Source organism: Rhodococcus sp. NBC_00297, assembly GCF_036173065.1.
In the GTDB taxonomy this organism is placed as follows: Bacteria; Actinomycetota; Actinomycetes; order Mycobacteriales; family Mycobacteriaceae; genus Rhodococcoides.
The window spans coordinates 2,597,890-2,618,907 of record NZ_CP108041.1 but is presented as its reverse complement, the minus strand read 5'-3'; the positions used below and the strand labels follow the sequence as shown (position 1 = coordinate 2,618,907).

The following is a 21,018-nucleotide window of genomic DNA, read 5'->3' as shown; positions in this document are numbered from 1 at the left end:
TACAGTCTCCACTCGTGCCCTCGTCTCCCGTCACCGCCGGACTCGCTCGACGGGCCACCCTGCGACGGTCACTCTCGCTCGTGTCGGACTTCCGGTTCGAGCAGTCCGATCCCGCACGCTTCTACGGGGCGCTGGCTCGCGACACAGCGATGCTGATCGACGACCTGTGGGCCGGGGCGACCGGAACGACTCTCGACGGACTGACGGTGCTCGACGTCGGCGGCGGACCCGGCTACTTCGCCGATGCCTTCGCCGACGCGGGCGCCCGCTACGTCTCCGTGGAACCGGACGCCTCGGAGATGCACGCCGCGGGGCTCGACGCCCGCGGGTCCGTCCGAGGATCCGGTACCGCGCTGCCCGTCCGCTCGGACAGCGTCGACATCTGCCTCTCCTCCAACGTCGCCGAGCATGTCCGCCACCCGTGGATCATGGCCGAGGAGATGCTGCGCGTGACGCGGCCCGGCGGACTGGTGGTGTTGTCCTACACGATGTGGTGGGGCCCGTTCGGCGGGCACGAGACCGGACCGTGGCACGTGTTCGGCGGCGAGCGCGCCGCTCGCCGCTACGCGCGCGTGCACGGCGCCGAACCGAAGAACCGTTTCGGAGAGTCGCTGTTCCCGATCCGCGCCTCGCACGGATTACGCTGGGCTGCAGAGACTTCGGGCGGCGAACTCCTCGCGGCCTTCCCGCGGTACCACCCCCGCTGGGCGTGGTGGTGTGTCCGCGTCCCCGGATTTCGCGAGCTGGCGGTGAGCAACCTCGTGGTCGTGCTCCGCGCGCACTCCGCCGCCGACCGCGGACTCGGGACCACGCTCGCCCGTTAGGGTGGCGTGAATGACGACGACCGAGAGAACATCGCTCGCACTCGACATCGGTGGCACCAAGTTCACTGCCGCGGTGGTGGGTGCCGACGGACGACCGCAGGACCCCGTCGTCGTTCCGACCCCCACCGAGAACGTCTGGGCGGCGTGCGAGGAGCTTCTCCTCTCGGTGGTGTCCGCGGCAGGGGTCGAGTTCCAGGACATCGGGGCCGTCGGTATCGCCTCGGCCGGGCCCGTCGACACCGTTGCCGGCACCGTGGCGCCGATCAACATCGCGGAGTGGTACGAGGGCTTCGGGCTCGTGGAGGCCGTCCGCGGCGTGGTTCCGAACGCCACCGTGACCCTGGCACTCGACGGTGCGTGCGCGGCCCTGGCCGAGCATCGTTTCGGGGCCGCCCGCCACGTGCAGAACGTGCTGGGCATGGTGGTGTCGACCGGCATCGGCGGCGGCCTGGTCCTGGGCGGCGAGATCGTTCGCGGCCACAGCGGCAACGCCGGGCACGTGGGACACATCGTCGTCCCCGGATCCATCGAACCCTGCACCTGCGGCGGGGTCGGCTGTGTCGAGACGGTCGCCAGCGGCCCGAACGCGGTCCGCTGGGCCCGCGAGAACGGCTGGGATGGTGCCACCGGCATCGACCTCGCCGAGTCCGCCCGCGCCGCCGACCCGGTTGCCGTCGCCGCCCTCCAGCGGGCCGGCGTGGCGCTGGGACAGGCGATCGCGTCCGCCGCGGCGCTGCTCGACATCGAGACGGCCGTCCTCGGCGGTGGCTTCAGCGCGGCCGGCCCGGCGCTGTGGAACCCCATCCGCGAGACCGTCGCGTTGCACGCCCGACTCGACTTCCTCGAGTCGTTCACGGTGGTTCCCGCTGCCCTCGGGGCCGTCGGGACTCTCACAGGAGCGGCCGCACTGGTCACCCCGAAACAGCACTGACGCCCGCCCCCGTGATCGGGAGCGGGCGTCAGTGGTGGTGGATCAGGAGTTCAGGCGCTGCTTGAGAGCGTCGAACTCGTCCTGGATGCCGGTGGGGAGCTTCTCGCCGACGAAGTCGAACCACTCCTCGATGAGCGGGATCTCCTTCTTCCACTCGTCGACGTTCACCGCGAGCGCCTCGGCCACATCGGCCGTGGCGACGTCGAGTCCGTCGATGTCGAGCGCGTCGGCGGTGGGCACCACACCGATGGGCGTGTCGACACCGGCGGCCTTGTGCTCGATGCGCTCGACGATCCACTTCAACACGCGGGAGTTCTCACCGAATCCGGGCCACAGGAAGCGCTTGTCGTCGCCGCGGCGGAACCAGTTGACGTAGAACACCTTCGGGAGCTTGGACTCGTCGGCGTTCTTGCCGAGGTCGATCCAGTGCTGGAAGTAGTCGCCGACGTTGTAGCCGAGGAACGGCAGCATCGCCATCGGGTCGCGGCGGATGGTGCCGACGGTTCCCTCGGCCGCTGCTGTCTGCTCGGAACCGACGGTGGCGCCCATGAACACGCCGTGCTGCCAGTCGCGAGCCTCGGTGACCAGAGGAACGGTGGTCTTGCGACGGCCACCGAAGAGGATCGCCGAGATCGGCACACCCTGCGGGTCGTCCCACTCGGGCGCCATGGACGGGCACTGGGACATCGGCACGCAGTAGCGCGAGTTGGGGTGCGCCGCATTGCTGTCCGAGTCCGGCGTCCAGTCCTTGCCGGTCCAGTCGATCAGGTGCTGGGGGTCGCCCTCGAGGCCCTCCCACCAGACGTCGCCGTCGTCGGTCTGCGCGACGTTGGTGAAGACGGCGTTGCCCTGATCGATGGTGCGCATCGCGTTGGGGTTCGAGTCCCAGTTGGTACCGGGCGCGACACCGAAGAAGCCGAACTCCGGGTTGACCGCGTACAGCCGGCCGTCCTTGCCGAAGCGCATCCACGCGATGTCGTCACCGATGGTCTCGGCGCGCCAGCCCGGAATGGTCGGCTGAATCATCGCGAGGTTGGTCTTGCCACAGGCGGACGGGAACGCCGCGGCGATGTAGTACGCCTTGTCCTCCGGCGAGATGAGCTTGAGGATCAGCATGTGCTCGGCCAGCCAGCCCTCGTCGTGGGCCATGGCCGACGCGATACGCAGGGAGTAGCACTTCTTGCCCAGCAGCGCGTTGCCGCCGTAGCCGGAGCCGTAGCTCCAGATCTCGCGGTCCTCGGGGAAGTGCGAGATGTACTTGGTGTCGTTGCACGGCCACGGGACGTCCTGCTGACCCTCGTCGAGCGGGGCTCCGAGCGAGTGCAGAGCCTTGACGAAGAAGCCGTCGTCCCCGAGCTTCTCGAGCACCTTCGCACCCATGCGCGTCATGACGCGCATGGAGACGACGACGTACTCGGAGTCGGTGATCTCGACACCCAGCTTGGGGTCGTCGGCCTCGAGCGGGCCCATGCAGAACGGGATGACGTACATGGTGCGACCGCGCATGCATCCGCGGTAGAGATCGCGCATCGTGCCGCGCATCTCCTCCGGGTCCATCCAGTTGTTGGTGGGACCGGCGTCGATCTCCCGTGTGGAGCAGATGTAGGTCCGCGACTCGACGCGCGCCACGTCGGACGGGTCGGAGTTGCCCAGGAACGAGTTGGGCTTCTTCTCGGCGTTCAGCCGAGTGAACGTCCCCGCGTCGACCAACTGGTCGGTGAGGCGGTTCCACTCCTCGTCCGAACCGTCGGCGAAGACGATCCGGTCGGGCTGGGTCAGCTCGGCCACGTCACGTACCCAGGCCAGCAGGCCTGCATGCGTGGTGGGCGGCGTGCCGTCGGTTCCGTTGAGACCCGGAATGGTCGCGGTCATCTTGTCTCCTGGGGTGGTGCAGGAACGTGTGGCCGTCACCGCCTCGGTCCGTCGATCGGCGCCGAACCGAAGTGCGTGAGCGAACCATGGGTTCCCAGTGGGCGGGGTAGTCCGTGACCTTCGATCGACAGATCGCAGGGCCCCGAGTGTCCTGGACCTAGAGGTTAACGCTGTGAAGAACGGCCAGGGCACTCGGGGCATGTCCGTTCCGTCACAAAACCGATTCAGTGACCTGGCCGTAAAGCGCACTATGTCAGGACATTTGGTGTCTATCGCGTCACAGCGACCCGCGCTCGGACGCACGCCAGACGGCGTCGGGACCGTCCGCGAGGTCGGTGGAGGACACCCACACGGTGTAGTCGCCGTCGGCCTCGAAGACCGTCGCACGGTCGACGTCGCCGTCACCGTCGAGATCGCTGAGAACTGTCATCTCCGTCGCACTCCGATGGAATGCCGACGCGTGGACGTCGGACAGACCTCCGTGCAACACCGCCGTGTCGGCGGTGCCGTCCCCGTCGAGATCGATGGCGGGGTCGAACCCGTCGTCCGCGACACCCGGCCCGTCCGGGTCGAACGATCCCGACCACTCGGCCATCTCAGTCCCCCGTGTTCCTCGCTGTCGTTCCCACCTCGTGCTTGGACGCATCCAGCGAAGAGACGGTTCCCCGCCGCCCGAAAGTGAGGGCGACGCGGTCCAGCACGTCGAGATCCCGTTGATAGGCGGCCGCCCGCGAGGCAGCTCGGGACGTGATGTCTCGGATCTCGCCGTCGATCTCCGCGATCAGCGCGTTCCGCCGGGCGGAGGCGTCTCTGACCTGCGCCGACAGTCTCGCGGTCAGCCACGAGTCGGCGATCACGAGACGGGACGCGGTGTCCCGTTCCCAGCCGGAGGCGGCATCGGCCACCACGTCCGCAGCCCATCGGCGCAGGCGCGCGCGGCGCGTCGAGAGGAGCCTCGTCCGCACCACCGCGGCGGCCATCATCGCGGCGCAGAGCACGGTCACGAACCCGGCCGACGCGCCGCCGAGGGAGGCCGCCCACACCGCCACCCGCCCCACCCCGGCACCCGCCGAGGCACCGACGACACCCGCCACCACCTCGTCGACTCCCCACCCGGCCGACGGGGGCGGTTGGTGGGTCGTCGACGCGCGTTCGACCGGGGGTGCGGAGTCCACGGCGCCGACCGCGGTCAGCGCGGTGGTCACCTCGTCCGCGAGCCGACCCGTCGCCGCATCGATCTCCGCGGCGACCACGGACGGAAGACGTCGGAGGTCGGCGAAGCTCGCGTCCCCGACGGCGGCGGCGACCCGCGCGCCCGTCTCCCGCCGATGCACGCCGACCCGGTGGGCGAGATCGAGGCGCAGCTCGGCCGTCGACCGCCGGAGGAGCAGTCCGTCGTCCGTCGCGATCGACGCGGCCCGGCGCCGGCGTTCCCGCGCGTCGGCGAGGTCCGCGCTGCCCGTGTCGCGTCGGGCCGCCGCTGTCAGTGCCGTGCGGGCCTCGGCCAGCGCACGGTCCACCGCCGTCCGCTCCGCCTCTGCCGGGTCAACCCGGTCCGCTGCCCGAGCGAGCGCGTCCAGGATTGCATCGTCGTCGGGACCGCACACCACCACCGCGTCGGCGCGCGGGACCGACGCCGCCCATCGGGCGAGGACGCGCCGCGCGTCGTCCGGTCCGGCGGCGATCCGGAGCACCACCGGAAGATCGGCCGGGATCGACCGCGCCGCCCGGACGAGGGCACCACCCGGCGGCAGGGCGGGATCCACCAGGACGAGCACGGCCGAGGCCGCGCAGACGGGACGGACGGACCATCCCGCGGAGGTCACCACCGCACCGACCGCCTCCTGGTCGAGACCCGGTGCCGCGAGAACGGCGACGGTGCGCGCCGGTGCGGGTCCTCGCCCCAGCCGACTCAGGGAGTCGGGACTCCACGTCCGCACCACTCGGGCCGCGTCGGCGGGCAGGTCGAGACTCACGCGCGTGCACCGCTCCGGACGTGAGCCACCTCGGGGGCGCGCAGAAACGTCTCGATCGACGACCTTCCGAGCGCACTCCGAGCGGCCACAGTCTCGACCGCGGCGAGCAGGGCGATGTCGCGGCACCTCGCCGCGCGCGACACCGCCGTCGCCCAGGCACGGGTGAGCGTGTCGACGTCGTCCACGCCGATCACGGGCATCCCGGCCGGCAGCACCGCGGCGACGGCGTCCGCGTCGATCGGGAGGTCGGTGCGCCCGAGGACCACGAGGGTGTCACCGCCGGGCCGTGCCGCCACCACCTCGAGGTCCGCGGCGCTCACGGTCCGAGCGACGACGAGCGCGAGAACGTCGTGGTCCAGGACGGGAGGAGGAAGGTCGGGGGCGTCCACCCCGTGCACCTCGGCCGCCTCGGGAAGGACCAGCGCCGTGACGACGCGGGACTTGCCCGCACCGGGGCGTCCCGCGACGGCGAGACGCACCGGGGAACGCCATCGCTCGATCACCGCCCGCAGAGCGGCGTCGTCGACGCTGCGTTCCAGCTCGGTCACCGCGCGGTGCAGCGCGCTCGACTCGGTCCCCGGCATCCGTGATCCCCCGATTCTGCAGATGCGACGGGGCGATTCTCACACGCCGATCCCGGTGTCGGTAGGCCAGAGTCTCGACCTGAAGTCGAGACCCTGCTGTCACGAAATGCGTCCATGGGAGACAATGACAGGATGACCGACCCCCGTGCCGTGGACGCAGCGCCCGAGAACGGCCTGTCCGACGGTGCCGACGAGAGCCGGTCCGGCGGTTCCCGGCTGTATCCGCGGGTGACCAGTTTCCGGTCCCGACGCGGCGCGCTCACCGAACCGCAGCAGGCCTCGTGGGACCGGATGTGGCCCGGCATCGGCCGCGAGGTGGCCGACGAGCCACTCGACGCCGCGTCGTGGTTCGGGCGGACCGCCCCGGTGGTTCTCGAGATCGGCTCCGGGACCGGCACCGCCGCGCTCGCGATGGCGGCCGCCGAACCGCACGTGAACCTCGTCGCCGTCGAGGTCTACCGACCGGGAATCGCGCAGACGGTCCAGGGGATCGAGCGAGAAGGTCTCTCCAACCTGCGCATTCTGCGGGGCGACGCTGCCGACGTGCTCGAGAACATGGTCGCTCCCGGTTCGCTCGCCGGCGTCCGAGTCTTCTTCCCCGACCCCTGGCCCAAGGCCCGGCACCACAAGCGCCGACTGCTGAAGGCCGCCACATTCGCCCTGGTGGCGGACCGTCTCGAGCCCGGCGGCATTCTCCACGTCGCCACCGACCACGCCGACTACGCGGAGTGGATCGAGGAGGTCGGTGACGCGGAGCCCGCTCTGACGCGGCTGCCGTTCGATGCCGAACGACGTACCGTCGAGGGGTCCTCCCTGTCCGTCGACCGTCCGGTGACGAAGTTCGAGGGAAAGGCCCAGCAGGTCGGCAGGCCGACGAGCGAGTTCGTCTGGGGCAGGCCATCCACCGGAGCGACCGACGTCGCTGCGGCGACGATCACGCGACGAGAGAGCGAGAACCCACTCCGATGAGCGTGGACGAACAGAACACGGACACGGCCGTGCTCGACGGCGCCGGTGATTCTCGCCATACCAAGAAGGTCCTGCTCGTCTGGGACGCGCCCAATCTGGACATGGGCCTCGGCGCCATCCTGGGCGGACGACCCACCGCCGCCTACCGCCCGCGCTTCGATGCGCTGGGCCGATGGCTGCTCGGCCGCACCGCCCAGCTCTCCGCGCACCAGACCGCGAGCCTCGAACCCGAGGCCACCGTCTTCACGAACATCGCCCAGGGCAGCGCCGACGTCGTTCGTCCCTGGGTCGAGGCCTTGCGTAACGTGGGCTTCGCGGTCTTCGCCAAGCCGAAGATCGACGAGGACAGCGACGTAGACTCCGACATGCTCGATCACATCGAGCTCCGCTCACGGGACCACGGTCTCGCGGGAGTGGTTGTCGCGTCCGCGGACGGCCAGGCCTTCCGGCTCCCACTCGAAGCCATCGCGGCGACGGGTGTGCCCGTTCAGATCCTCGGGTTCCGTGAACACGCCAGTTGGGCCGTCACGTCGGAGACTCTCGAGTTCCTGGATCTCGAGGACATCCCCGGTGTGTTCCGCGAACCACTGCCGCGGGTCAGCCTCGAGTCCCTTCCGGACGAGGGCGCCTGGCTGCAGCCGTTCCGTCCGCTGTCCGCCCTGCTCGTCGGGCGTCAAGGAGTGTCCTGAGTGTTTTCTCGCTGGGGAGATCTGGTTCACCGATCACGGTTCACCGTCATCGGTGTGATGGTCGCGTTCCTGCTGGGCCTCGCCGCGTACGGACTCAGCCTCAACGATCACCTGAGTCAGAGCGGCTGGGACGACCCGAACTCGGAGTCGGTGCACGCCGCCGTCACCGCGGACGGCACCTTCGGTCGCGACAGCACCGGCGACGTCGTCGCCCTCTACACCGCACCCGAGGGATCGACGGTCGACGACCCGGCGTTCCAGCAGACCGTCACCGCTGGTCAGGACGCCATGATGGCGGCGCACTCGGACAAGATCTCGAAGATCAACATCAACTACTTCCAGCAGCGGCTCCCCGCGCTGGCCTCGCCCGACAAGACGAAGGCGATCGCCACGTTCGCGATCGCCGGCGCGAACGACACGGAACTGACCAACAACTTCCGTGACGTGAAGGACGCGTTCGCCATCGACGGCGTCGACGTGCAGCTCGCCGGCCTCCAGCCCATCGCGAACGCGCTGAACGACACCATGGCCGGCGACATCAAGCGCATGGAGATCCTCGCCATCCCCGTGGTGGGCGTGCTCCTGTTCTTCGTGTTCGGCGGCGTCGTGGCTGCGGCGTTGCCACTGATCATCGGTGGTCTCACCGTGGTCGCGGCCAACGGCATGGTCCGGCTGTTCACCAATTTCGTCGAGGTCAACAGCTTCGTCGCGCCCGTCGTTTCGCTCATCGGTCTCGGGTTGGCCATCGACTACGCGCTGTTCATCGTCAGCCGGTTCCGAGAGGAACTGGCCGACGGCCGCACGACACAGCAGGCCGTGCAACGCTCCGTCATGACCGCGGGCCGCACGGTCGTCTTCTCGGCGACGATGATCGTCGCGAGCCTCGGTGGACTGCTGCTCTTCCCGCAGGGCTTCCTCAAGTCCGTCGCGTTCGGTGCGATCGCCACCGTCGCGCTGGCAGCCCTGACCGCCATCACCATTCTCCCGGCGATCCTGTCGATCCTCGGCCCGCGCATCGACGCTCTCGGACTGAAGAGCATGCGCAAGACCAAGACGACCGAGGAGATCGAGTCCGGGCCGTGGGGCAAGCTCACGCGCTGGGTCATGCGGAACCCGCTCAAGGTGTGCGTGCCCATCGTCCTGGGCCTGCTGATCCTCACGCTGCCGGTCGGTGCCATCAAGTTCGGCGGCATCAACGAGACGTACCTGCCGCCGGACAACCCCACCCGTGTCGCCCAGAACGTGTTCGACGAGAACTTCCCGTCCTACCGCACCGAGCCGCTCAAGATCGTGCTCGAGAACGCGGAGGGTCCGCAGTTGGGCACGGTCCTGCGCGAGGCGTCCAACGCTCCCGGGCTCGTCGAACGGTTCTCCATCGAGCGGAACGAGAACGGTGTCGCCGTGCTCAAGGCGGGACTGGTCGACCGCAACGTGTCGTCGCCGGCCATCGACTACATCCGCTCCATCGACGTCCCCGACGGGGTGACCCTGTCGGTCGGCGGCACGCCCGCCATCGAGCAGGACTCGATCGCGGCGCTCGTGGACCGACTACCCCTCATGGCGACGCTCGTCGTGTTGGTCACGACGCTGCTGATGTTCCTCACGTTCGGGTCGCTGGTGCTCCCCCTCAAGGCCATCCTGATGACCACGCTGGGCCTCGGCGCGACACTCGGCATCCTCACGTTCATCTTCGTCGACGGCAACGGCGCGGGTCTGCTGAACTTCACTCCCGGGCCGATCATGGCCCCGGTCCTGGTGCTGATCATCGCGATCATCTTCGGGTTGTCGACGGACTACGAGGTGTTCCTGCTCTCCCGCATGGTGGAGGCACGAGCCCGTGGAGCCAGTACGACCGAGGCCATTCGCGTCGGTACCTCGCACACCGGTCGCATCATCACCGCGGCCGCACTGATCCTCATCGTCGTCACGGGCGCCTTCGCCTTCTCCGAGCTGGTGATGATGAAGTACATCGCCTACGGCATGATCGCCGCGCTCATCATCGACGCGACGTTGATCCGCATGTTCCTGGTCCCGGCGACGATGAAGCTGCTCGGCGACGACTGCTGGTGGGCGCCGCAGTGGATGAAGCGCATCCAGCAGAAGCTGGGGCTCGGCGAGCCGATCCTCGACGCCGAGATGATGCCCACCGATGTCCCCGAGCTCGTCGCGATCGGGTCCGCACCGCTCCCGGCGCGGACGCGGGAACCGCTCACCCAGCCGATTCCGCGGGTCATGCAGAGCGGCCCGTCGGCCGCTCGTGCAATGCCCGAGCGCGTCGCACCCGATCGTCCCCGGCCCGTCGCCCCGCGTCCGGCTCCCGAGCGCGTGCAGAAGCCCGCTGTGCAGGAACCCCCGGTGCAGCAGCCCGCCGCGCCGGAGCCCGTCGCACCGCGCGCCGTCGAACCCACGGCATCTCCCGTCGCACCCGCGCCCGCGCCCGCGGAGGAGATTCGGGTCGCCCGCCCGGCAGAGACCCGACCCGCCCGGGCCTCCGACGATCAGCAGAGTCGTCCGACGGCCGGTCCCGAGCCGACGTCGGCCGAGCCGGCACCGCGGAACGGCGCACCCGCCCCGCGCCCCATCGAGAGCTGGCTCGCCGAACTCCGCGCGCCGTCGGTCGCTCAGCGTTCGAACGGCTCGAACGGCTCGAACGGGCACGAGACCACGTCGTTCCGGTACGGCTCGGTCTCGGGCGACGGCATCGATGTCGATCGGCCCCGCAACGGCGACAGCAACGGGAACGGCCACTCCAACGGCAACGGGAACGGGAACGGGAACGGTCACAGCAACGGGAACGGAGGGCCCCACGGGAACGGCTCGCGCACCAGCGCCGAGGTCGATTCCTGGATCGCCGGTCTGCGCATGCCCGAGCGCGAGGATCGGCCGGCACCCGAGCCCGAGACCCACAACCCCTCCACGCCCGAGGTCCCCGAGCCCGACGAGACACCGCCGACGACCACATCGGGTCGCCGGCGGGCTCGGGACGGGGACGACGAGTCGGGCGGTCGTCACCACGGTCAGTCCGGTGCCATCAGTGTGAGCGAGTTGCTGGCCCGCCAGCGTCGGCAGTGACGGCGCGGTCCGCGAACGACCTCGCGTAGCGGGTGCCGATACCGAGCAGCATCACTCCCACCACCAGGAACGCTGCGGCGCGGGGCAGTCCACCGAGTGCGCTGAGGTCGAACAGGAACAGCTTGGCGATGGCCGAGGCCGCCACGGTCAGACCAGCGGCGAGGACCGCGCGGGTACCGGTGGCGTCGGACAGACCACGCATCAGCAGTGCGACGGCGACGGTCATCCACACGATGGTCGCTGCGCCGTGGCCGACGAGGAACCCGGTGCGGCCGCCGATCTCGATGCCGGTGATGACGCACACCGCCGTCGCACCGAAGAGGCCGGCGACTCCCGCCAGGCCGGCGGCGAGGGTTCGGAGAGTCGCGTCCCCGATGGTGCGCAGTGCCGCGAGCACTCCCGCCACAGCCATCGCGATCATGGCGACCGACGCGGGCACCGAGGCCCAGCCGGAGTCGAGCGCGCGAACGGGGCTGCTCAGCGAGTCGACCGAGGTGATCTGCGAGTGTGCGCTGGTTCCGAGGAGGGCGAAGAACGCGCCGGCTGCGGCCGACACACCCGAGCGGGTCCGGGCGCCGACGAGAAGCGCCGTGGTGGCGACCAGCAGCAGGGCGAGAATGCGGACCTGATCGGCCGTGCCCGTCACCAGCGCCGACGCCACCGCCACCGAGGCCGTCGCTGTGAGCACCAGACGAACCGTGGTGACCAGCTCGCGTCGAGCGACCAGGATCGCCACCAGGGCGAGCGCGACCGCAGCGTCGACGCCGCCGGCGACGGGGCGAGAGAACAGCGTCGCGGTGACGAGGACCGCGGCGGCGGTGGCCGCGATCGAGGCGAGCGACGCCGGGTCCACGGCGCGGTGGGCGAGGGTGGTCCACCAGGCGACGACAGCGGTGCCGAAGAACAGTCCCGCGACGACGAGCAGCGGCAGCAGATCGGCGGTCGGGACCGTCTCCACGTGGGCGAGCAGCCCGGCGAGCAGCACCGCTCCGACGACCGGGACGGTGCGGACGACGCGCAACCAGACCCACTGTTCGCGGACGTCGACCGGCGAGGCGGCGATCTGCACGACCACCAGGAATGCGAGGAGTGCCGGCGTGATGCCGCCCGTGACGACGGGTGCCAGTGTCGCGATGCCGGCCACGACCATCACCGCGAGTGACTGCGACGACCAGCGCAGTGCGACCGCGACGCCGAGCGCGGCGACACCGAGTCCCACCACGAGCCCGACGACGGGATGCACCCACCCGTACAGCGCGGTGACGGCGGCGAGGTCGAGATACAGCCCGGCGAATCCCGTCGCGGCGAGTGCGACGGCGCCGACGCGGCCACCGGGTCGGGCGACCACACGGTGCGCGGCGGCGACGAGCGCTCCGGACAGCAGCGCACCCGCGGCGACACGAGGACCGGGCCCGAACCAGCCCGACTGCGCCGCGAGCACCACCAGCATCACGACACCGATGACGGTCACCGCAGCGCCCGCGGCGGCGAGCACACGACTGACGACACCGTCGCGTTGCCACCACGGGGTGGTGTCACGGGGAGGCGTGGGCATCGGGCGCGGGATCGGCCGTACCGGGGGAGTCGACACCGGAGGACTCTGCACCTGTGGCCTCGAGACGGGGTGCTGCTGCGGGGGCGCCTGGAGCGGGGCCTGCATCGGCGAACCGTCGAGCTGCTGTCGGAGGAGACCCAGGTCGTGGCCGACGCGGGCGAGATGCTGCTGCAGGGAGGCGACCTCACCGGACAACACGTGCACGAGTCGCGGATCTATCGAGGGAGTGGTCATACCTCGATCGTGCTGGCCGGGGCGGACCGGGGGAACACGGGAAACTACTCGAGCCCGACGCCGTTCTACTCAGCCGAGGGTGCAGTTCCTACCCGAACATGCGCTTGATGGACGTCCCGAACGGGTGCTTGGCCGTGACGGATCCGAAGCGGATGCGTCCGCGCACGACGACGTGCAGTCCCCCTTCGACAGGCCGGCTGCGCACCTTGTTGGTCGCACTGCCGCCCATGGTGTCGACGCCGTCGAGATCCACCGACGCACCCTCGGGCACCACGACGGTGATGGTGCTGCAGTAGTCGTCCACGTCGATCCGCACCTCGCGCGAGGTCAGAACCGCGGAACTGAAGTCGAGGGTCACCGTGGCCATCTTCGACGCGACCCGGATGGCCGACGGCGCGGTCCAGGTACCGGAACGGGTGACCGTCGACATCGTGGCTCGGATGTCCACGGGTGCACCGTAGGTGGCCGGGTGTCCGGGTGCCGACGTCAGCGCGTCGCTCGGGACCACGGCGAGCGGCCCGGCCTGCTGGGGTGGGCCGCCCTGCAGTGTCATGCCCGGCAGGTCGACCAGCACCGCGTTGAGCTCACCGCGCGTCTTGGCCGCCAGTACCGAGTCCATCCGCTCGGTGAACTCGCCGAGCGACAGCATCCCCTGTCCGACGGCGCGTTGGAGCAGGCCGCCCACGTGCTCTCGTTCGGCGTCGCTCACGCGCATGTTCCTGGGGTCGGTGCCGTCTCCGGTCATGGCGACCAGAGTAGTGAACACGACGCCGTCACTGCAGCCCCTGCTCGAGCGCCCACCGGGTGAGTTCGACACGATTCGCGAGGTGCAGCTTGCGCAGGGTCGCCTGCACGTGGTTCTCGACGGTGCGGTGACTGATACCGAGCCGAGTGCCGATCTGCTTGGCGCTCAACCCTTTCGCGACCATGCGCAACACCTCCGTCTCGCGCTCAGTCAGCACGGGAGGCGGTTCCGCAGCCGTGGGGGCGGCTGCCATGCGCCGGTACTCCCCGAGCACCAGCCCGGCCAGTCCGGGCGTGAACACCGCATCGCCGCGACTCGTCGCCTGTACGGCGGACACCAGATCGTCGATGGAGGCGCTCTTCACGAGGTAGCCGGTCGCCCCAGCCTTGACCGCGCCGAGCACGTCGTCCCGTTCGGCGGACGCGGAGAGCACCAGTACCCGACTGTCGGGCGAGACCGCCAGCACCGACGCGGTGCCCTCGGCTCCGGTTCCGTCTCCGAGGTCCATGTCCATGACGACCACCTGCGGCGACGTCGCCCGCGCACGCGCGGTGGCCGAGCGGACTCCGTCGGCGGTGGCCACCACACGGAAGCCCCGCGCGTCGAGGTCCCGCGCCACTCCGTCACGCCACATCGGGTGGTCGTCGACGACCATCACCGTCACCGAGGCGTCGGCGCTGTCCGTGGCAGCGTCAGTTCCCATTCCGTTCCCTCTCCTGGCCTGCTGTCCACCCTCGCACGCCCACCGATGGCTGCCGTCCGGCCCACGATCGAGCCGGAGACGCCGAGCCGTCCCTCCGCACGCGCCTCGTCGAGACGGCCGGGTGCCATTCCTGCTCCGTCGTCGCGCACCGTCACCATCACCTCGTCCCCCAAGTCCTCCACCAGCACGAACACGTGGACGTCGGACCCGCCGTGTCGATGCGCGTTGTCGACGGCGGCGAGCGTCGCGGCCGCGAGCTCCGACGCGGCCGACGCCCGGAGAACGACGGCCTCGGACGGCGCCGAGACCACGGCGCGCGTGCCCACCGCAGCGCGCACCAGCGCGGCCAGGTCGGCAGTGCCGTCGGTACGCCCGGTGGCCGACCCGGACAGCAGGGCGCGGAGCGCAGCCTCCTGGCTGCCGGCGAGATCTGCCAGTTCTGCTGCTGCGCCGCCGATCTCGTGGCCGCGACGACTGACCATGGCCAGCACCTGCAGCACACCGTCGTGCACCTCGCGGGCCAGGCGCTCGCGTTCCGCGGTCGCCGCGGCCAGGGCCACCGCCTCGTCCAGGCGGCTGCGCGCGAGGCGCGCCGTCCGCGCCGCGAGCCCCAGTGCCAGACCGACGGACAACAGCACGGGTCCGGTCGAGTCGCGCCACAACTCGCCGTCGACGGTGCCGCGCACCACGGCGATGGCGGCGGTCATCACCGCCGCCGAGGCGAGCCCCGCTCGGGGACCTCCCAGGACGGCGGCACCGATCACGGCGTTGGCCACCCAGATCGTCGTCGGGAGCACCTGGTGGTCCTGGCGCCATGCCGGACTCGCCACCACCAGCGTGCTGCAGATCAATGCCGGCGTCACCACCTGGTCGGCGACGACGACGGGGCGCCGCGCGGGCGTCGTCAGGGTCGCGACGGCCGCGATTCCGGACCAGATGACGGTGACGACGACGAACAGCCAGCTCAGGCGCGGTGCGTCGTACCGGTCCTGGACGACCAACTGGAACCCGACCACGTACAGGACGGTGACCAGTCGGAACGCTGCCGCGGCGCGCCACAGCGGTGCCTCCGCGACACCGGTGGCGTCAGCTCGCGGGACCGTCGACCTCGCCACGGCTCAGCTTCTGGTTCTCGGGGTGCGGACTGTTCGGCGCGGCCGGGAACATCGGTTCCGACGGATCCGTGTCGGCGATCTCCTCGTACGCCTCCTCGGGATCGTCGGCGAGCAGTGAGCGGATAGCGGTATTGGCCATCGCGACGAGCGGCACCGAGAGCAGGCCACCGATGATGCCCGCCATGACGATGCCGGTGGCGATGGCGAGCACCACGGCCAGGGGATGCACACGGACTGCGCGACCGAGCAGGAGTGGTTGCAGCACATGGCCTTCGACCTGCATCACGGCGATGACGATCGCGAGTGCGATGAGCGCCGTGATGAATCCCTTGGTCACCAGGGCGACGAGCACCGCGACGAAGCCGGTGAGCACCGCACCCACGATGGGAATGAACGCTCCGATGAACACCAGTGACGCCAGCGGAAGAGCCAGCGGGACACCGAGGATCGCCAGTCCCGTGCCGATGCCGATGGCGTCCACGGCGGCGACCGCGACGGTGGCGCGCACGTACCCCACCAGCGAGCCGAACGCCTGGCTGCCTGCCAACCGGACGCGGCGGCGCGCCCGCGTCGGGACGATCCGGGACACGAAGTCCCAGATCTGCTGTCCGCCGTAGAGGAAGAAGATGAGGGTGAAGAGCACGAGCAGAGCCCCGGTGAGCATCTCGCCGATCACCGCGGCGGTGGTCAACGCGCCACTGGTGAGAGCTTCCTGATTCGACTGCACCGACCGGACCACCGAGTCGCCGGCACTGCGGATCTGGTCCTCGCTGAAGTGCAGGGGCCCCTGCGTCAGCCAGTCCTGGATCTGGGTGACGCTGCCGGTGAACTGATCCGTGAGGGCGGGTACGCCCTCGATGAACTGCTCGACGACGAACGTCAGGATGCCCACCAGCAGCCCGAGACTGCCGAGGATCGAGACGATGACCGCGACGACGCGCGGGATGCCGCGCCGCTGCATCCAGTCGACGAGCGGGGAGAGCAGCGCCGACGCCAGCAGGGCGAGTGCCACCGGGACGACGACGCTCTCGAGCCGGTGCACGATCATGCCGATCACCACGAGACCGGCGAACAACACCAACAGACGCCACGTCCACGCAGCGCCGACACGTACCACAGGGTGTACCGACTCCGCCGGATCGTCCGTCACCGAGGAAGCCTAACCGAGCACCCGGTAAGTTGACCTCGTGCTGACGCTTCTACGTGCGGTCTCGTTGACCCTGAGAAGTCGCTGGCCGCTGTACCTCGCGTCGATGCTCCTGGCCAATCTGCTCGGCGCGATCCTGGTGTTCGCCTTCGTCCGGTACGGGCTGCCCATTCCCGAGAACGAGTCGATCGTCGTCGATCGGGTGCGCAATGTCTTCATCTTCGGGGCGTACCTGCTCTTCGCGGCCGTCGTCAGCCTCGCGACCGCCGCCGTCATGCTGCGCAGTGTCATGCGGTGGCAGATCCGCGGTGGACCGCCCAGTCGATCCGAGCAGATGGCCGCCCTGCACGCACCGCTGCGCCAGGCCATCGTGCACCTGGTGCTCTGGATCGTGGGCGGCGTCATCTTCATGCTGCTCACCGCGTCGGAGATGCCGTCGCTCGCGGTGGCCGTCGCGGTGACGGTCGCCATGTCCGCGGCGATCACCTTCGGCTTCACCTACATGCTGGGCGAACGCATCCTCCGGCCCGTCGCCGCGCAGGCGCTCAGCGAGGGCAGTTTCGACCGCACGATGACGCCCGGTGTGGGTACACGCATGGCGATGACGTGGGGACTGGGCACACTGATCCCCGTCGTCGGAATCCTGCTGCTGTGCGCGACCCAGCTGACCACCGACCTGGTCTTCTCCCCCGACTCGCTGGCCATCGCCATCAGCCTGCTCTGCGTGCTGGCGATCATCCAGGCGTTCTGTCTGTCGATGCTCACCGCCAGCCAGATCTCCGATCCCATCCGTCAGCTGCGCCGCGCCATCGAGAAGGTGCAGGAGGGCCACACCGAGGTCCAGGTCGAGGTGTTCGACGGCAGTGAGATCGGCCGTCTGCAGGTCGGCTTCAACCGGATGATGGCCGACGCGTCGGAGCGTGCAGTCCTGCGCGAGCTGTTCGGGCAGCACGTCGGTGAGGACGTCGCGCGGCGCGCCCTCAAGTTCGGCACCGAGCTCGGCGGCGAGACCCGATTCGTCGCGGTGCTGTTCGTCGACATGGTCGGCTCGACGGCCGCCGCCTCCGAACGTCCGCCCGGCGAGGTCGTCGACCTGCTCAACGACTTCTTCCGCGTCGTCGTCGACGTGGTCGACCGGCACCACGGCTTCGTCAACAAGTTCGTGGGCGACGCGGCGCTGGCCATCTTCGGCGCGCCCCTGGATCGCCCGGATGCACCCACCGCGGCACTGTCCGCAGCGCGGGAACTGCGCAGCGAGCTCACCGAGATCGCCGGACTCGACATCGGCATCGGCGTGTCGGCCGGACTGGCGGTGGCGGGAAACATCGGCGCCAAGGAACGCTTCGAGTACACCGTCATCGGTGATCCCGTGAACGAGGCGTCGCGCCTGACGGAACTCGCGAAGTTCACTCCCAGTCGGGTTCTCGCGTCGACGTCGGCACTGTACTTCGCCGACGAGGACGAGCAGTCCGAGTGGGAACTGGGCGAGAAGGTGCAGCTGCGCGGACGGCGTCGCGCGACGCACCTGGCCTCCCCGGTCGACTATCCGCGCTGATCGTCGGCACCGTTCGTTACTCTCGGTGCCGTGGTAGTTCCGGAGCAGGGCCGATCCGCTGGGTCGCCCCGCGCCGGTGGCAGATGGCGATGGCTGCGCTGGGTGGCCGCGGTCGCCCTCGTGGCGTTGCTGGTCGGTGAGGGTGTCTACCTGTGGCCGCGCCTGCACGAGTCGTGGCGCGCCCTCACCGAGATTCACTGGGGATGGGCCGCGGCCTGCGTCGTGATGCAAGCGATCTCGCTGTCCGCGTTCGCGCGTGTCCAGAAGCAGTTGCTGCGCGCGGGCGGTGTCCGCGTATCGCAGCGACGCTCGCTCTCCGTCATCTACGGCAGCACCGCCATGGCGCTGACACTGCCGGCCGGCCAGGTCTTCTCCACAGCGTTCACGTACCGCGAGACACGCCGCTGGGGCGCGAGCCCGGTGGTCGCGTCGTGGCAGCTCGCCATCTCCGGCGTCATCGCCGCGCTCGGGCTGGCTGTCCTGGGCGTGACGGGAGCCTTCCTCGTCGGCGGCAGCGCCAACACCCTCGCACTGATCGTCCCCGTCGCCGGCGTGATCGCCCTCATCGCCGGCGTGCGCTACGTCCGCTCCCACCCCCAGTCGATCGTGGGCATCGGCCGGTGGGGGCTGTCGAAGTACAACTCGCTGCGCAACAACGATCCCGACACGGGCATGGCCCGGCTGGACGAGATCGTCGAGCAGGTGAAGTCGGTACGCCTCGGTGCCCGCGACGGCACGGTGTCGCTCGGCTTCTCCGCGGTGCACCGCCTCGCGGACGTCGCGTGCCTCGGGTTCGCCTGCTACGCCATCGGCGCGGATCCGAAGATCTACGGGCTCCTCATCGCCTTCTCGGCCAGCAAGACGGTGGGGTCCATCCCCGGTGCGCCCGGTGGTCTGGTCATCGTGGACGCCACTCTCATCGCGACCCTCACCACCGCCGCCAGCATCAGCGCGTCACAGGCGGTCGCGTCCGCACTGGTGTATCGCCTGGTCAGCTTCATCCTGGTGGCACTCGTCGGCTGGGTCGTCTTCCTGATCCTGTTCCGCAAACATCAGCACGAGGACCTGCACTTCGATCTCGCCGTCGAGCAGCGCGAGCGGACGGAACTTCGGGAGCGGACGGAACAGCCGTCGGCCACCCACCCGCTCGGCAACGAATCTCCTCCGCGGGAATAGATGCGGACCGCGGTCCGGTTGTGTACTGTGAGGCTTGAACCTTCAACCACACAGGAGTTCGTCATGACTGCAGCAGTGTCCGTCCCCCAGCTCACCGCCGGCACGTGGGCCATCGATGCCACCCACTCGACCGTCGGGTTCACCGTCCGCCACCTGATGGTGAGCAAGGTCCGTGGCCGTTTCCAGACCTTCACCGGCACCATCACGGTCGACGAGAACGGCGCGCCCACCATCGACGCCGAGATCGACGTCGCCTCCATCACCACCGACAACGCGCAGCGCGACGGCCACCTCAAGACCGCCGACTTCTTCGAGGTCGAGAAGTTCCCCACTGCCACCTTCCGGTCCACCTCGGTCAAGGCCAAGGGCGACGACTTCGTGCTCACCGGTGACTTCACGCTGCACGGCGTGACCAAGTCCATCGATCTGAACGTCGAGTTCAACGGTGTCAACGCCGGCATGGGCAACGGACCGGTCGCCGGCTTCGAGGCCACCACCACGATCAACCGCAAGGACTTCGGCATCAGCATCGACATGCCCCTCGAGGGTGGCGGCGCCGTCGTCGGCGACAAGATCGGCCTGCTGCTCGAGATCGAGGCCGGCCACCAGGCCTGATCTCCTCCCGGAAAGACCCGCTCGACGCCCGCACAGCCGGCGCCGGTGCGGGTCTTTCCGCGTCTCGGCGCCTCGTAGTCTGGTGGCATGCCCGCGCGCACCCGCACTCCTGCCCTGTCGGCCCTCGCAGTGCCGGCGGTGATCGACGTCGTTCTCGTCCTCGTCTTCAGCGCCATCGGCCGAGGCAGCCACGAGGAGGGCGTGACCGTCGGGGGCACACTGTCGACGGCCTGGCCGTTCCTCGTCGGCCTCGCCGTGGGATGGGCGGTGACCTACGCGCTGTACCGCGAGAAGTTCGTCGCGGTGTCCCTGGTCCCCACCGGGGTGCTCGCGTGGATCGGCGCCGTGGTCGTGGGCATGGTGCTTCGGCAGGTGTCCGGCGAGGGAACGGCCTTCAGCTTCATCGTGGTCGCGACGGTGACGCTGGCGGTGCTCCTGCTCGGGTGGCGTCTCGTCGCCCGCCTCGCGCAGCGTCGTCGCGCCTGACCCACACAGTTCCTCAGCCCAGCCACAGCCACGCTGCGAGGCCGAACCCGCACAGCGCCACGGCGATCCGGAGCGGATTCGGCGGAAGGTGTCTCACGATGCGCGGGCCGAGCGTTCCCCCGGCGATGGTGCCGATTCCCATCGCCAGTGCGGCGAGCCAGTTCACCTGGCCGGAGAACGCGAATATCACCGCGGCGACCAGGTTGGCCACGCCCAGCAGGTAGCTCTTGAGGAGCGTTGCGCGCCAGACGGGTTCGGCCGTGCAGATCAGCGTCAGGGCCATGAAGATGACGCCCGCACCCGCGCCGAAGTAGCCGCCGTAGATCGCGACGAGGAAGATCCCGCTCGGATACAGCACCGGGAACGTCCGGTCACCGGCGAGGACGCGGATCCGCGGCTGCAGCAGCATGGCGACGGATGCGAGAACGACCAGGATCGGCACGACCGCCTCGAACGTCTCCCCCGGCGCGCGCAGCAGGACTACGGCTCCCGCGATGCCGCCCAGCGCGGCCCACAGGGTGAGCCAGAGCAGCGAACGACCGGTCTTGACAAGCTCTTTGACCGACGACGCGGTGGCACCCACACCGGCCCCGACGAGCGCCACGGTGTTGGTCACGTTGGCCGCGACCGGTGGCAGCCCCACCGCCAGCAGCGCGGGGTACGACACGAGCGACGCCAGGCCGGTGATGTAGCCGATGACTCCGGCACCGAAGCCCGCCGCGATCAGCAGGACGAACTCGGTGACGGTCACGGGGTGAAACGTAGCAAGC

The 21,018-nt window shown here is 69.8% G+C and carries 19 protein-coding genes; 9 read left to right on the top strand and 10 right to left on the bottom strand.

The genetic code is table 11. The features are described 5' to 3' along the window. Positions 1–14 precede the first annotated feature (14 nt). Together OG947_RS12490 and OG947_RS12485 are read left to right on the top strand one after the other, a co-directional pair. Positions 15–824 carry a class I SAM-dependent methyltransferase gene (locus tag OG947_RS12490; protein ID WP_328811974.1) on the top strand — a complete coding sequence of 270 codons (810 nt, stop codon included), beginning with the start codon at positions 15–17 and terminating at the stop codon, positions 822–824. A gap of 10 nt (positions 825–834) precedes the next feature. Further along, entirely contained in the window at positions 835–1,755 is a 921-nt protein-coding gene (locus tag OG947_RS12485) for an ROK family protein (RefSeq protein WP_328811973.1), read from the top strand. A 42-nt stretch (positions 1,756–1,797) separates the two neighbouring features. On the opposite strand, the gene OG947_RS12480 is transcribed toward OG947_RS12485, so the two are convergent. The 4 genes from OG947_RS12480 to OG947_RS12465 form a co-directional block, all read right to left on the bottom strand. Further along, positions 1,798–3,627, bottom strand: a complete 1,830-nt coding sequence (locus OG947_RS12480) for a phosphoenolpyruvate carboxykinase (GTP) (RefSeq protein ID WP_027506179.1) — start codon at positions 3,625–3,627, stop codon at positions 1,798–1,800. 277 nt (positions 3,628–3,904) lie between these two features. Then, positions 3,905–4,222 carry a DUF6802 family protein gene (locus OG947_RS12475; protein ID WP_328811972.1) on the bottom strand — a complete coding sequence of 106 codons (318 nt, stop codon included), beginning with the start codon at positions 4,220–4,222 and terminating at the stop codon, positions 3,905–3,907. 1 nt (position 4,223) lies between these two features. Further along, positions 4,224–5,603, bottom strand: a complete 1,380-nt coding sequence (locus tag OG947_RS12470; protein ID WP_328811971.1) for a hypothetical protein — start codon at positions 5,601–5,603, stop codon at positions 4,224–4,226. Further along, positions 5,600–6,187 carry a hypothetical protein gene (locus tag OG947_RS12465; RefSeq protein WP_027506177.1) on the bottom strand — a complete coding sequence of 196 codons (588 nt, stop codon included), beginning with the start codon at positions 6,185–6,187 and terminating at the stop codon, positions 5,600–5,602. The genes OG947_RS12470 and OG947_RS12465 overlap by 4 nt, the downstream gene beginning before the upstream one ends. Positions 6,188–6,319: 132 nt before the next feature. On the opposite strand from OG947_RS12465, the gene trmB reads away from it, so the two are divergent. Genes trmB through OG947_RS12450 form a run of 3 tightly spaced genes read left to right on the top strand, consistent with a single transcriptional unit; the run spans position 6,320 to position 10,917 of the window. Then, the gene (gene trmB / locus OG947_RS12460; protein WP_231476385.1) at positions 6,320–7,156 is read left to right on the top strand and encodes a tRNA (guanosine(46)-N7)-methyltransferase TrmB; all 837 of its coding nucleotides are present in this window, start codon (positions 6,320–6,322) and stop codon (positions 7,154–7,156) included. Further along, positions 7,153–7,845 carry an NYN domain-containing protein gene (locus OG947_RS12455; protein ID WP_027506176.1) on the top strand — a complete coding sequence of 231 codons (693 nt, stop codon included), beginning with the start codon at positions 7,153–7,155 and terminating at the stop codon, positions 7,843–7,845. Before trmB ends, OG947_RS12455 begins: the two co-directional genes overlap by 4 nt. Beyond that, on the top strand, positions 7,846–10,917 hold the full coding sequence (locus tag OG947_RS12450) for an MMPL family transporter (RefSeq protein ID WP_328811970.1): 3,072 nt from the start codon (positions 7,846–7,848) through the stop codon (positions 10,915–10,917). Here the strand turns inward: OG947_RS12450 and OG947_RS12445 are convergent. From OG947_RS12445 to OG947_RS12425, 5 genes are all read right to left on the bottom strand, one after another. After that, positions 10,877–12,706: a DUF2339 domain-containing protein gene (locus OG947_RS12445; RefSeq protein WP_328811969.1), complete on the bottom strand. Its 1,830-nt coding sequence runs from the start codon at positions 12,704–12,706 to the stop codon at positions 10,877–10,879. The genes OG947_RS12450 and OG947_RS12445 overlap by 41 nt on opposite strands. 88 nt (positions 12,707–12,794) lie before the next feature. Then, a complete protein-coding gene (locus OG947_RS12440) occupies positions 12,795–13,451 on the bottom strand; it encodes a DUF1707 SHOCT-like domain-containing protein (protein ID WP_328811968.1) in 657 nt (218 codons plus the stop codon). Between the two features lie 28 nt (positions 13,452–13,479). Then, positions 13,480–14,154, bottom strand: a complete 675-nt coding sequence (locus OG947_RS12435; protein WP_222646350.1) for a response regulator — start codon at positions 14,152–14,154, stop codon at positions 13,480–13,482. After that, positions 14,112–15,269: a MacS family sensor histidine kinase gene (gene macS, locus OG947_RS12430; RefSeq protein ID WP_328811967.1), complete on the bottom strand. Its 1,158-nt coding sequence runs from the start codon at positions 15,267–15,269 to the stop codon at positions 14,112–14,114. The genes OG947_RS12435 and macS overlap by 43 nt, the downstream gene beginning before the upstream one ends. Next, positions 15,241–16,419 carry an AI-2E family transporter gene (locus OG947_RS12425; protein ID WP_285186774.1) on the bottom strand — a complete coding sequence of 393 codons (1,179 nt, stop codon included), beginning with the start codon at positions 16,417–16,419 and terminating at the stop codon, positions 15,241–15,243. Before OG947_RS12425 ends, macS begins: the two co-directional genes overlap by 29 nt. Positions 16,420–16,522: 103 nt before the next feature. Between OG947_RS12425 and OG947_RS12420 the strand changes: the two genes are divergently transcribed. From OG947_RS12420 to OG947_RS12405, 4 genes are all read left to right on the top strand, one after another. After that, positions 16,523–17,971 carry an adenylate/guanylate cyclase domain-containing protein gene (locus OG947_RS12420; RefSeq protein ID WP_037186160.1) on the top strand — a complete coding sequence of 483 codons (1,449 nt, stop codon included), beginning with the start codon at positions 16,523–16,525 and terminating at the stop codon, positions 17,969–17,971. Between the two features lie 30 nt (positions 17,972–18,001). Further along, complete coding sequence (locus OG947_RS12415; protein ID WP_328811966.1) at positions 18,002–19,147, top strand: lysylphosphatidylglycerol synthase transmembrane domain-containing protein; 1,146 nt, start codon at positions 18,002–18,004, stop codon at positions 19,145–19,147. Between the two features lie 63 nt (positions 19,148–19,210). Further along, positions 19,211–19,762, top strand: a complete 552-nt coding sequence (locus tag OG947_RS12410; protein ID WP_027506170.1) for a YceI family protein — start codon at positions 19,211–19,213, stop codon at positions 19,760–19,762. A gap of 87 nt (positions 19,763–19,849) precedes the next feature. Continuing rightward, positions 19,850–20,248: a DUF3054 domain-containing protein gene (locus OG947_RS12405; RefSeq protein ID WP_328811965.1), complete on the top strand. Its 399-nt coding sequence runs from the start codon at positions 19,850–19,852 to the stop codon at positions 20,246–20,248. A gap of 13 nt (positions 20,249–20,261) precedes the next feature. Here the strand turns inward: OG947_RS12405 and OG947_RS12400 are convergent, their stop codons facing one another. After that, complete coding sequence (locus tag OG947_RS12400; protein ID WP_328811964.1) at positions 20,262–20,999, bottom strand: sulfite exporter TauE/SafE family protein; 738 nt, start codon at positions 20,997–20,999, stop codon at positions 20,262–20,264. Between the last annotated feature and the right edge of the window lie 19 nt (positions 21,000–21,018).